Raw genomic sequence first — 13,553 nt, 5'->3', positions numbered from 1 at the left:
GCTACACCATTACGATTCCGCACATGCTACCAAGCCCTCGCGATCACAGATTACAATTGCGCCGCGCTCGATACGGATCAAGCCTTGCGCTTCAAACTGATGAAGGGTACGGCTCACCATCTCGCGCACGGTACCGATCATCGCCGCCATTTCGGCTTGGGTGAGCGGTGCGACAATCTCACCCTGTTCAGAAGCAATCGCTCGATTAAGCAACAATTGTGCCAAACGGCCCTGCACGCTGTGCAGGGCAATATTATCGATCAGATTGACCATGTGGCGCAAGCGGCCGGCAAATTCGCGCAGTAACGCCATTGCCAACGGTGGATGCTCGGCGACCAACCGGCGCATAGCGTCAATCGGCAGTACGAGCAGATCAACGTCGGTAATTGCTTGAACGTTGACCGGACAAGGGCCGTGGTCAAAAATTGGCACGGTATTGAAATGTTGACCAGCGCCCATGACATTGACGATCTGCTCGCGGCCATTGAGGGCGACTCGCACCAACTTCACCCGCCCGGCAACAATCGCGTACATCGCCTGCGGAGGTTCGCCGGCTAACACAATCACAGCACCCGACGAGTACGAACACGGGTAGGCAATCGTTGCCAACGCTTGCACCGTAGATTCGGGTAAGTGCGAACAGAAACTCACCCGTCGTAATTGGGCTATTCGTTCGTTACTCAATTGCTACTTACCGGTGTGATGATTGTCACTGCATACCGACGACAACATCATTATAGTGGCGAGCAGAAGGATTGAAAAGGGGTGAGGGTATGATCACACAACCACTATCCTCTGCCGCCACCGTCCTACCCGAAATAGATCGCAACCGCTGCAACGGTTGTGGTATCTGTGAAGCGCTCTGTCCGACGCATGCGGTCGCAGTGCGCGATGGATACGCGGTGATTGTTGATGCAGGTGCGTGCACCTTCTGCCCACTCTGCGAAACCTATTGCCCGCAAGGTGCGATTGGGCGACCGTTTACCATCACCTTCTGCACGACCCGGGATGGATGATGGCCGGCACGAGGCAAACTACGACGACAGCGGGACGACGGTTTTTTCCATAACAAAGCTGGGCCAACCCAACCGGGTGCACCAGCCGTCTAACCGCCACACTTCGCGATACCCCAACCGGCGATAGAATCGCTGCGCACCGGTATTGCTCGCCAGCACTTGCAACCGGGCGCGGGCCAAGCCGCGAGCATGGATGCGATCTTCCAGCGCGGCTATCAATACCTGCCCTGCACCACGACCGCGCACCGCCGCCGCCACCACGACACTGTGGATCAAGGCGCTCTGCGCATCATCGTGCCGGTAGACGCCGAACAGGGTACGAGAGACGGTGGCCGCTAATTGCAACGTCGGTAGCAGGCCGATCTCGCGCAGCGCCGCCGCGAGCGTACCGCGCGGCGCGCGCTCGAACACTGGCGCACCGGGAAATTGCAGCATGCCAGTACCGATCACACGCTAACGCAAAGGCGCAAAGCACGCGAAGGTTGCAAAGGGTTTAACGCAAAGGCGCGAAGCACACGAAGGTCGCAAAGGGTTTAACGCAAAGGCGCAAAGCACACGAAGGTCGCAAAGGGTTTAACGCAAAGGCGCAAAGCACGCGAAGGTCGCAAAGGGTTTAACGCAAAGGCGCGAAGCACGCGAAGATGATTGTAATGATGGGCCGCGAGTACGGTTTGGGGTAAACACCCAAAGACCTTAGCAACCCCTGCGTTCTCTACGCCTTTGCGTTCATCCCTCTTTGCGTCTCTGCGCCTTTGCGTTTATTTGCTTACCCCATCGACCACGGCGGCGATTGCCGTTCGAGAAAGGCACGCAGGCCAGCCTGCCCTTCCGGGCCGGTACGCGCTGCGGCGATCGCCTCGATCGCCAACCGGCGCACCTCGGCCAGCGGCTCGCTGCGCACGGCGCGTAGCAATTCCTTGCTAGCCGCAATCGCCTGCGGGCCACCGCGCAGCAGATCGGCCACGACGCCATCGACCGCCGCATCAAGCTGGTCTGGCGGAACCACTTCATGCACCAAGCCAATCGCCAGCGCCTGCGCCGCCTTGATCCGCCTCCCGGTCACGAACAACGCGCGGGCATGGCCAAACCCGATTCGGGTAGCGACAAAGCGGGCAATCACCGCCGGCAACAACCCCAAGCGCACTTCGGTCAAGCCAAACACCGCATCCTCGGCGGCCACTGCATAATCGGCACAACAGACCAAGCCCACCCCGCCCCCCAAGGCTACTCCATGCACCCGCGCCACCACCGCCTGCGGCAGCGTATCGAGCGCGGTAAACATCGCATCCAGCCGGGTCGCATCGGCGACATTCTCTTCATGCGAATACGACAAACTATTTCGCATCCAATTCAGATCGGCCCCCGCGCAAAATGAAGGGCCATCACCTTGCACCACCAGCACCCGCACCACCGGGTCATGCCGCACCTCGTGACAAACTTCGGTGATGCCGGCGATCACCTCCGGGTTAAACGCATTATGCACCGCCGGACGTTGCAGGATCAGCGTCGCCACCGGCCCATTGCGGGTCAGGGTCAGCACTGCCATAGCGATACTCCTGTGTGAATGAAAAAAAGGTTGGCTTAACGCAGAGCCGCAACGAGTTTAACGCAAAGCCGCCAAGAACGCGAAGATCGCAAATAAGGATGGTAGGGATGGGACACAAGTACGGTTGAGGATAAACCGCCAAAAACCTTAGCGCCCTTTGCACCTCTGCGTTTGATATCTTTGCGCCTTTGCGTCTCACTCTAGCGGCAATTCAACACTCGCCACCACCTCAGCCAGAATATCCGCCGCCGTGCGCCCACGTAACGCCGCCGCAGGCCGCACCAGCAAGCGATGGCTGATGACCGGCCCCGCCAGCGCCTTGTAATCATCGGGCAACACATAATCGCGCCCGGCCAATGCCGCCCGCGCCTGCCCGGCCCGAAACAGGGCCAGCGTCGCCCGCGGACTCATCGCCAGCGCCAAATCGGGATGCGCGCGCAGCGTCTGCGCCACTCGCACCAAATACTCGCGCAACGACGGCGCCACCCGTACCCCATACAGCGCCCGTTGCAACGCCGGCACCTGCGACCCATCCACCACCGCCGCAAGCTGCGTAATCGGATGCTCGCCAGCCAGCGCCGCTAACATCTGCACCTCTTCAGCCGGAGACGGATAGCCCAGCCGCACCTGCACCAAAAATCGGTCAAGCTGCGCCTCCGGCAAGGGAAAAGTGCCTTCAAACTCAATCGGGTTCTGGGTCGCCAAAACCAAAAACGGCTGCGGCAGCAGATGGGTCACGCCATCGATGCTCACCTGCGCCTCACCCATCGCCTCCAGCAAAGCGCTCTGCGTGCGCGGCGTCGCCCGGTTAATCTCATCAACCAGCAACACATGGCTAAAAAGCGGGCCGGGTTGAAAGACAAACTGACCGGTCTGAGGACGATAGACACTCACCCCGGTCAGATCGTTCGGCAACAGATCAGGCGTACACTGCACCCGCCGGAAACTCAACCCCAACGACAGCGCCAGCGCGCGGGCCAGCATCGTCTTCCCCACACCGGGAACATCCTCGATCAACACATGCCCGCCGCACAACAACGCGATCAACAACAGGTCAATCGCCTCGCCCTTGCCGACGATCACCCGCGCCACATTCGCGCGCACCCGCCCGGCAAACTCGGCCAGCGCGCGCACATCAGTTGAGGTTGATGGTAACGTCACGTTCTATCTCTTTACCGCAGACCTACCCGATCTGGATGCGATTTGCTCGATAAGGTCACACAGAAACCTACGGATGTAATGGATTGGGATCGAACATTGTCCTTAGCGATCCGTCATATCCGGGTGAATCCGTGCCCTATATGCCCGATCCGTCTCAACTCGCGCCAATTCCGTATCTTATTCCACCCTTCCCAACCTGTGTGAATCCGTGTCTTATTCCCGCTCATCATTATATCCGAGAACAACCCGATCTCACCCGCGCACCAAATCGCTTGACACTCGCAATCCCACGTTATCCCACATTATCCCACATTATCCCACACGAAACCCACATGGGTGTTAGGAGTTTTTGGAACGGATGTTCTAAAAGTGCCAATAAAGCCAACGATTGAGGTTGCACCACATCATGCGGAGATAGTATGATAAAGAGCAACATTTTCCTAAGCATAGACTTGAGGTTTTTATGTCAGATACACCTGACTACAACCGCGTCATCGCCGAGTGCCTTGCGCACCCGCCCCCCTTCCGATGATCTGATTGCCCTCATCAAGCGCGTGCTCACGGCTGAAGACAAACCATCGCGTGAGCGACTGCAAGCGCTGAATCGACAGCTTAACGCACATTCCAATCAACGCCGCTTGGTGTTAGTCTACGGCGGCGCGACCAAGATCAAGGGCTATGTCTTTGAGGCCCCCAAACTGCCTGAAATTCGCGGCGCCAGCGCGCTGCTCGATTGGGTGGGCGAGCAGCAGGTGCATCAGATTTGGCACAAGGCCTTCCCGAAAGGCGATCCATCCAAACCGCATCCGTATGTCATCTATGCGAGCGGCGGCTCGTTTTTGGCCTTCACTCCCTGTTCCGAAGCACAAGAACTAGCCACTCAAGTAGAGCGCACCTACACCGAACACACCCTTACCGCAAACAGCGTCGCCATCGCCGCTTGCTTCGACCTGCTCGAACTGCGCTATGGGAGACTGTTCCACGACAAAGCGACAGATTCATTCTATTGGGTTGAGGATTTTATTCACGACTGCCAAGATGCTAACAAATGGGCGGAACTGGAACAGTATTATTATCTCCATAAAGATTCAGGTTTCGCTGCGAATGACAAGAGTGAAACTGCCCTCAAATGGCGCTTCTTCAATCGCAAGACCTTTGGCGAACTCGTAACGGTGCTGGCAACGATGTTTCACCGCCGGCGCGATGAACGGGCTAGCCATGGCGAGCCACACTATCTGCCGCATTACGAGTTAATGCCGTGGGACGTGAAGTGCCACAGCAGTGATGTGCGTTCAGCGGTGATCGAAGCGCGAGTCGGCGATGATCGCCGGCAGCTTAGCGAAGCATCGGCCCGCAAACTAGCGGTTGGTCGCACGGTCAAAGGCGTAGATATTGGCGATCTCGAGAAAACACTGAAACCGTGGCGCGTACCGCCGGACTTAGAGACTTGGGAAACGCGCTGGCACGAGTTTCTCGACAACCATCCACAAAGCAACTACGCTCGTCACCTTGATAACGCTGCAATCAAGCCCGCCTCCGATATAGCAGATATCGCTGCGGCTTCCTTGCCATCGCGCTACATCGGCCTGATCTACGCCGACGGTAATAATATTGGTCGCCTCATGGCAACGCTGACCACCCCCCAGCGCTATTACGAAGTTTCGCATGTGTTGAGCGAGGTGACGAGAGAAGCTATTTTTACTGCTTTAGCTGAGCATCTCACACCGGCGAATAAAATCCATCTCTTCGAGATTCTTGCCATCGGCGGCGATGATCTCTTCATTATCGTGCCGGGAGACAAGGCGTTTGATATTGCGCTGACGATTGCACTGCATTTCGAGCGAGAGTTGACAGTACGGCTCGGATCGCTGATCCAGCGCAAAATAACGGAAAATAGTCAAGAGAAACTTGTCCGGTATCACGGTAACGATCCTGTTGCACAAGCAATCCGCACCTGTTCCCCCGCCGTTGGTCTCTCGGCTGGGGTGCTGATTGCCCAAGAAAACACCCCTTCTTCTTCCTGCGCGATCTGGTAGAAAAACTGCTGACAAATGCGAAGAAGCTGGTCAAACGGAACGCAACCGGTAATTTCTTCGACGGCGCGATTGACTTTATGGTGCTGAAGTCTATCGGGATGGTGAGCGATAGCATTGATGCCTTACGCGCTGAGGCATTGCAAGATTTCTCAGACAGCCAGCGCCGTCTTACTGCTCGCCCCTACACATAGGCCGAATTCGCCGGTCTGCTGGCGTCGATTCGAGCACTGAAACAGGCCAATGTGCCACGCTCGCAACTCTACCGCATCCAGCGGGTGTTGTTGCGCAACCGCACCGCCGGCATCTTTGATAGTGCAATGGAATATCTCTACACCCGTTCGCGCCTGCGCGGCATTAGCGAGACGCTGATCGAACATGTTGAGAAAGCGTGGTGCTGGCCATCGCCATCTATGCCGCAACGGGTGCATGTGCCGCCTTGGTCATCGCGACTTGATGGCACGGGTAAAGAACGACGCTACGAGACGATTTGACCAGACCTGCTGGAAGCCTATGAGTTTGTGCCCGCCAAGTAGTGATGGAGATGCTATGCAGTTACGCATTGAATTAACTATTGCCAGCCGCACTGCCTTTAGCATTGGCGCCGGCGGTAGCGTGATGACCATTGCTGATAAGAGTATTATCCGTGATGGTTGGGGCCGTCCGATCATCCCCGGCTCGCAATTGAAAGGCCGTTTGCGCTGGTCTGTCGAGCAAGTGCTGCGCGGGTTAGAGCAAGATATTCCTAGCCCGTTTGATGGGCCGGATCGCGAAGAGATAAATACGCTAGTTAAACAAATATTTGGCACGCCCAAATTACGCTCACCGCTCTTTTTCGCTGATCTGCCCGGCGTTATCGGCGATCCGGCGCAGATGGATGCGCTGCGCACTGAGTGCATCCAACATCAGAGTCTGATTCGCCCTTCGGTGACGATCAACCGCGCGCGCCGCACGGCTGCTGACAAGCTGCTGATGTTTCAAGAAACCGCGCAAGAGACGTTCCATTCGCCGCGCGCCATTACCGGCCAAATTACGGACGTGTCTCACGCCGCGCTCCTCTGGATGGCGTCACATCTCAGTACCCGTTGGGGCGGCACGAAGTCGCGCGGTTTGGGTTGGGCGACAGTTGAGGCAAGGGTCTTTCTCGATCAACAAGAGCATCCGGCAACGCAATTGGTTTCTGTTGGCAGGATACTCCCGTCACCAATCCAAGACATATTCCGACGCGTAGCACATTCTCACTTGCTTGTCAACGTGTCAATGTAGGATATTCCGGTCACCGAATCTAGACACATCTGACTATGCAAGCACAGTCCGAAGGTAGGAGCGAAGTTCGGTGTGGAGGTTCATATACGCTTCGACGGAGCAAAGATTGCAAAATGATCCCAAACTATCTTCCATTTTTACCGATTGCACGACTACAATATATAGCAGAAAAGAAACCGTAAGCGAGGTTTGGTTACACCGCGGCGCTATCATTATTGTAGCGCCGCGACAGTGCATAGTTCCTTGTCCACCGCCCTACCATTCGTCAACAAAGACACAACGATGAGCAACCTCGACAATGTTCATCCCTCCTGCCAAGCGTTTGTCAAGGTGGTTGAAGAGCTGCTTAAAGCCCGCCGCACGGAACTCAATCAAGGGCAGAGCTCATGTACGCTGGCGCGGTGAACCCAAGACTTTCAGGTACAACCAGTTTGTCGATCTGGTCTATCCCTCGTACAAAGCGCTTCGGTCTGGAAAACTCAAGAGGCCACCGGACTGCGCGATGGTCCGCTATATTGCCGATTATCTGGAATGTGACGGAGAGGAACCCGCACGACTCATCACGGCTGCCGGACATCACTCCGTCTTGGTCAGTCCGTCGCCTGAGGAATCAGAGCCGTTCCTGGCGGATGCCCGCAAGACGCTCGCGTTCCTCTCACTCCCGGCCTATATTCTCAACCATTATTGGGATGTGCTCGATGCGAACGATCATCTGTCGAAGCTGTTAGGTATGACGCGCGCGCAACTTGGAGCGTCACTGAACGTGATGCGTAATGTTATCCAGCTCATCTTTGATCCGCAATCACCGATCTACCGCGCGTTGTACTGCGATCACGACGAATGGGAGATGACTGCCAAGCGACATATTGTTGGCTTTAAATTGCAAACCAGGTATTGTGAAACTGACCCTGAGTTTGAAAAGCGATTAGCGCACTTTCGGGAATTGCCAAACTTTAGTGAGTATTGGGATAAAATTGATATTTATACCAATCTGGAATACACCTACAGCGATCAGATACCCCACTACGTTACCACCATGTATGCCGCCAATGGGCGCAAGGTCAGGATTCAAATGCTGTTTATCTTCTCCAACTATAACTTCCTCAACTATAACCAAGCTCTGCAAGTCGTGGCGGAGCAGCCATTTGATGCAGAAAGCTGTGCGGTGTTTCGCGAACTCGGCATTCCGATACCTGAGGTTTACCATAAGGAAATGGGGGTAGAAGACAATCGAATGATGGATGACCAGGTTCTGGATGCTGCCTGAAGTTCCATTGGAAGTGATTGATGTCTGAGCGGTGACTTATGGTTGGCGGCAACGTTTGCCTACACTCTCCCGTTGGCTGAGGTGAGTACGCCGCACTAAGCGACGGAACGAAGCGCCGCTTGTGTGCATCCCAGAGCTTGCTCTGTCGGTTCCATTACGAAGACTGCACTATGGGGGCGTTTGCCGGCCCATCGAGGTTGCTCGCGCCGTACCTTGGTCAGAATGGTGCTAAGCGGTTATGAACGGTACGGCGCATAACCATCAGATCGATCGTGCTACAGTACTCCCACCGAACTGTTATCGCCCAACATCAGTCGGTATGCTTTCGGTCGTAACGGGCTACGACTGATCTCCACGTTCCGCCCGATCAAGCTGTCTTCAAGCCGGTGGGGAAGGTTGCGAATTGTGCAATACTCTAACACAATGCTATGCTCAATCTCGCACTCTTCGATGTGGCAATGGTGATAGATCGAAGTAAACGGCCCTACATACGCATTGACGATCCGCGTATGTTCACCGATGATGGCCGGACCGCGAATCGTACTGTTGATGATCTCGGCGCCCGGTTCGATAATAACTTTGCCGATCAACTGCGAATCACGATCCACATACCCGTGTACCGCCGGCTCCATCTCTTCGAGCACCAACCGATTGGCTTCGAGCATGTCATTTTTCTTGCCGGTATCGATCCACCACCCCTCGTGAATGTACGGGTACACGTTGTACCCGTTGCTGACCAACCACTGAATGGCGTCGGTAATCTCGAGTTCGCCTCGCGCCGAGGGGCGAATTGCCTCAACCGCCTCGAAGACGTGGTGATCGAACATGTAAATGCCCACCAGTGCCAAATCCGACTTCGGTTCGCGCGGTTTCTCGACTAACCGGATAATTCGCCCATCGTCATCGAGTTCGGCAACACCAAACGAGCGTGGGTCGCTGACCTTTTTCAACACGATTTGCGCGTTGTAGTTGCTGTTACCAAACTGTTCGATCAACGGACTGATCCCACCCTGAATGCAGTTATCACCCAGAAACATCACAAACCGATCAGTACCCAGAAAATCGCGGCTAATCTTGACCGCATGCGCCAACCCCAGCGGCGCTTCTTGCGGGATATAGGTAATTTTCACTCCCCACCGCCGGCCATTGCCGACTGCCGACCGAATTTCGTCGCCGGTATCACCGATCACAATACCGATGTCGGTAATGCCGGCATCGCGGATCGCTTCAATCACACGGAAAAGTACCGGCTTGTTAGCGACCGGTACAAGTTGTTTGGCGCTGGTATACGTAATCGGGCGTAGTCGGGTGCCTTTCCCACCGCTTAGCACAAGTCCTTTCATAGCCGCCTTCTTCGCTGATATGAGTTTAGGTATCACCGGTTGATTCTACACCATGTGGCAGATCTAGCAACTTATGGTAGAGTCAGCAAAATAGGTAGTTGTAGTGAGGGAGGGTCTTGTATGGCGGAGATTCGCGGTATTATCAGTGCGATGCTTACTCCATTCACCAGTGATGTGGGTCCGGTTGATTATGAGTGGCTGCCGGAATACCTACACTTTTTGGCCGACGGTGGTCTTTATGGCGTGTTAGCACTTGGTACCACCGGTGAGGGGCCGTCAATGAGCGTTGCCGAACGGATCCGCACCCTGGATATTATTATGCAACACCGCGGTGAGCTGAGCGTGATTGCCGGTACCGGCTGCGCAGCGCTTACCGATACGATAGCGCTGAGCCGGGCAGCTCTCGATCTGGGAGTGGATGCTATCTTGGTGATGCCGCCGTTTTATATCAAGCAACCAAAAGAGATCGGTGTACTAACCTATTTTCGCGCCCTCTGCGATGCTCTGCCGGCAGATGCGCGGGTCATGCTCTACCACATTCCCCAGGTGACCGGTGTGCCGATTACAACTACGATCATCGATGGCCTTCTCGAAAGCCATCCGAGTCAATTCTACGGTCTCAAAGATAGTAGCGGCGATTGGGAGCATTCAAGAATGTTGATCGACCGCTATCCGCAACTTCGTATCTTCACCGGGAGTGACCGGTTGATTGCCCGGGCGTTGGCCGGTGGTGCTGCCGGTGCGATTACGGCTCTCTCAAGCGCGTTTCCCCATCTCGCCCGTGCCGTGTACGACGCCTTCTATCAAGGTGGTGATGTCTCGGCAGCGCAGGCTAAGCTTAGCGCTGTGCGTGATCTGATCGATCCCATCAATACACCTCCGGCATTGAAGGCGGCGCTAACGTGGACGAGTCATTTGCCGGAGACGGCGCTACGCCTGCCGCTCATGCCACTCGACAACGAGGAGGTGAATGCACTGCGCATCGCCTACGAGCGGATTATGGCCGGAGCATAGTTACACAATTGATGAGCGGAGCGTCTGCGTTCCAGCCGCTACGCCTATCTTATTGGCCTCATTCCGCCTTACAACAGTAAGCATCTATCCGATTTACGGTATACTACTACTAGATATATCGAACGCAAAGACGCGAAGGCCGCATCGCGCCTTTGCGTTTTTGCGCAACCAGCACACGCCCTATGAACCAGACACCATTAGCCAATCTGCACGTTCGTGAACTATTACCGCTTCAACCACCACGTGTACTAAAAGCCGAACTTCCGATCAGCCAGGCTGCGACCCACACGGTTGCCGAAACCCGGGACGCGATTCGCCGGATTTTACGTGGTGAAGATCACCGTCGGATCATGGTGGTTGGGCCATGCTCGATCCACGATCCCGAAGCTGCTCTTGACTATGCCCGTCGCCTGCAAGCGCTGCAACGCCCGCTCGGTGACCAGTTACTGATCGTGATGCGAGCGTATCTCGAAAAACCGCGCACCACCGTCGGTTGGCGTGGTTTGATCAATGACCCACACCTTGACGGCTCGTTCGATATGGCCGCAGGCTTGCGCATTGCCCGCCAATTGTTACTGGCGATCAACGAACTTGGCGTGCCGGTCGCGACCGAGATGCTTGATCCGATTAGTCCGCAATACCTCGACGACCAAATTAGTCTCGCGACGATCGGCGCCCGCACCAGCGAAGCACAAACGCACCGAGCGTTAGCCAGTGGGGTTTCGATGCCGGTTGGTTTTAAGAATGGTACTGATGGCGGTATTCAGATCGCTGTCAACGCCTGTGTTTCGGCAGCGGTACCACACAGCTTTCTCGGTATCGATGAAGATGGGCGCAGTGCAGTGGTACGTACCACCGGTAATCCTGATGGTTTCGTCATTTTGCGTGGTGGCCGCTACGGCCCCAATTATCATCTCGAGTACATCGTGCAGGCGACGCGGTTGATGCGCGAAGCCGAACGGACTCCGGCAGTAATGGTCGATTGCAGTCACGCCAACTCCGGTGGCGATTTTCGCCGTCAAGAAGCGGTTTGGCAAACGGTACTCGGCTATATGGTCGAAGAAGATTTGCCGATCATCGGGATGATGCTGGAGAGTAATTTGTTCGAGGGGAAGCAACCACTTGTCGCCGACCGCAGCCTGCTGAAGTACGGTGTTTCACTGACCGACGGTTGTGTTGGGTGGGACACAACCGAACGCTTGTTACACGAGGCCCATCTGGCGCTGAGCAAGCGCTAAGGCGGTAATGACGAGAGGCGGGTTGATGCCCACCTCTCCACCAGGATTACCCTACAAACGCGGCATGGACAGCCCGTACCGCTGCATCGGCATCGTGCTCGGATACAACGAGCGAGATGTTATTCTCGGTGCTCCCTTGCGCAATTGCAATCACGTTGACCCCCGCCGCGCCGAGCGCGCCAAACACCCGCCCGGCAATCCCCGGCGTACCTCGCATGCCCGACCCGACCACAGCCACGATCACGACCGGCGCAATTGTGCCGATATGCTCAACATCGTGGGCGGCAAATTCCCGATCAAGTTCACAGCGTAATTCGCTAACCACTTTCTCGGCTTCGTTGCTCGGTATGGCGAAACACACACTCTGCTCACTGCTGGCTTGTGAGATCAGCAAAATGTTGGCGCCGGCCCGCGCCACCGCACCAAAGATGCGCGCTGCCACGCCGGTCAAACCAAGCATGCCCGGCCCGCCAACGGTGATCAGACTCAACCCTTTGATTGCCGTAATCGCCCGCACGCTCTCACCATCGCCTTCGGCATCAATTAACGTCCCCGGATGGCTGGGGTTGAAGGTGTTACGAATGCGGATAGGGATGCGACGGTGGACGAGCGGTTGAACGGTCTTGGGGTGTAAGACGTTGGCTCCGTAATAGGCCATCTCGCCCATCTCGGCATACGAGAGTCGGGGTAAGGTTCGTGCTTCGGGAACGACCTTAGGATTCGCCGACAACACTCCGTCCACTTCTTTCCAGAACCAAACTTCGTCGGCATCGAGATCGGCGCCGAGAATCGCACATGTATAATCGGAACCACCGCGACCGAGGGTGGTTGGGACACCGTTGCGGGTAGCGCCGATAAAACCGGTGACGACGGGGACGCGCTTTGCGGCAAGGAGCGGCAACAACCGTGCGCAACTGCGCTCGCGCGTGTCAGGTTCGATCGGTGAAGCATTACCGTAGCGGTCGTCAGTAACGATCAGCTCGGTGGCATCAATGGCTTCGGCATCGATCCCGGCGCTACGCAGTGCAGCGGCGATCAAGCGGGCGTTGAGACGTTCCCCTAGCCCGCTAAACAGATCGAGGGCGCGCGGCGTTAGCTCACCGAGTACGGCAATACTCCGCGAAAGATCGCTCATGTAATCGAGCATCGAGCGAATCTGGGGTTCGAGCGCCGTGCACTCTGCCGGGGTCGCTACCTCGGCAGCAGCCCGCATATGGAGTTCGAGCAGGCGTGATGCAATCTGTGCCGTAGCATTTCCATCACCGGCAGCCGCCGCTTTTGCTGCTGCGATCAAGGTGTCGGTGGTGCGCAGATCGGGGGCATTCATCGCCGATACGACGACGACCACTTCATGTTCGCGAGCATGCGTACCGACAATCTCCACCACCCGGCGGATCGCGTCGGCACTACCAACCGACGTACCACCGAATTTCATCACGAGACGCATAACAAGTTCCTCCTTGCCCATAATTAAAACACGCCGCGGCGTGCAATTTGCATCACCGCGACGTGGATTCCGCTACGAACAACTTAACCCAAATATCGCAAAGACGCTAAGGCCGCAAAGGCGCTAAGTGTTTCTAAACGCAAAGGCGCTAAGAGTCTACGGTACTGGCTAGTTTCTCACTCCCGCCCCTCCCATCAAACCCTCTGCGCGCTCGACGCCTTT

Annotated in this window: 13 protein-coding genes; 7 read left to right on the top strand and 6 right to left on the bottom strand. The window is 56.1% G+C overall.

From position 1 onward, the window contains the following. Nucleotides 1–9 precede the first annotated feature (9 nt). Nucleotides 10–684, bottom strand: a complete 675-nt coding sequence (locus ACP5OT_RS04220; protein ID WP_428112995.1) for a Crp/Fnr family transcriptional regulator — start codon at nt 682–684, stop codon at nt 10–12. A gap of 89 nt (nt 685–773) precedes the next feature. Between ACP5OT_RS04220 and ACP5OT_RS04215 the strand changes: the two genes are divergently transcribed. Next, complete coding sequence (locus tag ACP5OT_RS04215) at nt 774–1,016, top strand: ATP-binding protein (protein ID WP_424676258.1); 243 nt, start codon at nt 774–776, stop codon at nt 1,014–1,016. Between the two features lie 18 nt (nt 1,017–1,034). Here the strand turns inward: ACP5OT_RS04215 and ACP5OT_RS04210 are convergent, their stop codons facing one another. The 3 genes from ACP5OT_RS04210 to ACP5OT_RS04200 form a co-directional block, all read right to left on the bottom strand. Then, a complete protein-coding gene (locus tag ACP5OT_RS04210; RefSeq protein ID WP_424676259.1) occupies nt 1,035–1,451 on the bottom strand; it encodes a GNAT family N-acetyltransferase in 417 nt (138 codons plus the stop codon). Nucleotides 1,452–1,782: 331 nt separating this feature from the next. Further along, on the bottom strand, nt 1,783–2,562 hold the full coding sequence (locus ACP5OT_RS04205; RefSeq protein WP_428112990.1) for an enoyl-CoA hydratase-related protein: 780 nt from the start codon (nt 2,560–2,562) through the stop codon (nt 1,783–1,785). A gap of 195 nt (nt 2,563–2,757) precedes the next feature. Beyond that, nucleotides 2,758–3,723 (bottom strand): AAA family ATPase, encoded by a 966-nt coding sequence (locus ACP5OT_RS04200; protein WP_428131411.1) that lies wholly within the window; start codon nt 3,721–3,723, stop codon nt 2,758–2,760. A gap of 641 nt (nt 3,724–4,364) precedes the next feature. Between ACP5OT_RS04200 and ACP5OT_RS04195 the strand changes: the two genes are divergently transcribed. From ACP5OT_RS04195 to ACP5OT_RS04180, 4 genes are all read left to right on the top strand, one after another. Then, nucleotides 4,365–5,759, top strand: coding sequence for a Cas10/Cmr2 second palm domain-containing protein (locus ACP5OT_RS04195; RefSeq protein ID WP_424676262.1), 1,395 nt, complete (start codon nt 4,365–4,367; stop codon nt 5,757–5,759). Between the two features lie 242 nt (nt 5,760–6,001). After that, the gene (locus ACP5OT_RS04190) at nt 6,002–6,250 is read left to right on the top strand and encodes a hypothetical protein (protein WP_424676263.1); all 249 of its coding nucleotides are present in this window, start codon (nt 6,002–6,004) and stop codon (nt 6,248–6,250) included. Nucleotides 6,251–6,305: 55 nt separating this feature from the next. Continuing rightward, nucleotides 6,306–7,022: an RAMP superfamily CRISPR-associated protein gene (locus ACP5OT_RS04185; protein ID WP_424676264.1), complete on the top strand. Its 717-nt coding sequence runs from the start codon at nt 6,306–6,308 to the stop codon at nt 7,020–7,022. Nucleotides 7,023–7,524: 502 nt separating this feature from the next. Continuing rightward, complete coding sequence (locus ACP5OT_RS04180) at nt 7,525–8,289, top strand: hypothetical protein (protein ID WP_428113846.1); 765 nt, start codon at nt 7,525–7,527, stop codon at nt 8,287–8,289. Nucleotides 8,290–8,564: 275 nt separating this feature from the next. On the opposite strand, the gene ACP5OT_RS04175 is transcribed toward ACP5OT_RS04180, so the two are convergent. Beyond that, a complete protein-coding gene (locus ACP5OT_RS04175; protein ID WP_424676266.1) occupies nt 8,565–9,632 on the bottom strand; it encodes a glucose-1-phosphate thymidylyltransferase in 1,068 nt (355 codons plus the stop codon). Between the two features lie 120 nt (nt 9,633–9,752). Between ACP5OT_RS04175 and ACP5OT_RS04170 the strand changes: the two genes are divergently transcribed. After that, nucleotides 9,753–10,646 carry a dihydrodipicolinate synthase family protein gene (locus ACP5OT_RS04170; RefSeq protein WP_424676267.1) on the top strand — a complete coding sequence of 298 codons (894 nt, stop codon included), beginning with the start codon at nt 9,753–9,755 and terminating at the stop codon, nt 10,644–10,646. Between the two features lie 182 nt (nt 10,647–10,828). Further along, complete coding sequence (locus ACP5OT_RS04165; RefSeq protein ID WP_424676268.1) at nt 10,829–11,884, top strand: 3-deoxy-7-phosphoheptulonate synthase; 1,056 nt, start codon at nt 10,829–10,831, stop codon at nt 11,882–11,884. Between the two features lie 46 nt (nt 11,885–11,930). Here the strand turns inward: ACP5OT_RS04165 and ACP5OT_RS04160 are convergent, their stop codons facing one another. Further along, nucleotides 11,931–13,331, bottom strand: coding sequence for an aspartate kinase (locus ACP5OT_RS04160; protein WP_424676269.1), 1,401 nt, complete (start codon nt 13,329–13,331; stop codon nt 11,931–11,933). Nucleotides 13,332–13,553: the final 222 nt, after the last annotated feature.

This window comes from Chloroflexus sp. (assembly GCF_049970315.1).
In the GTDB taxonomy this organism is placed as follows: domain Bacteria; phylum Chloroflexota; class Chloroflexia; order Chloroflexales; family Chloroflexaceae; genus Chloroflexus.
The sequence above is the reverse complement of the archived record's forward strand: the minus strand, read 5'-3'. Positions and strand labels throughout refer to the sequence as shown.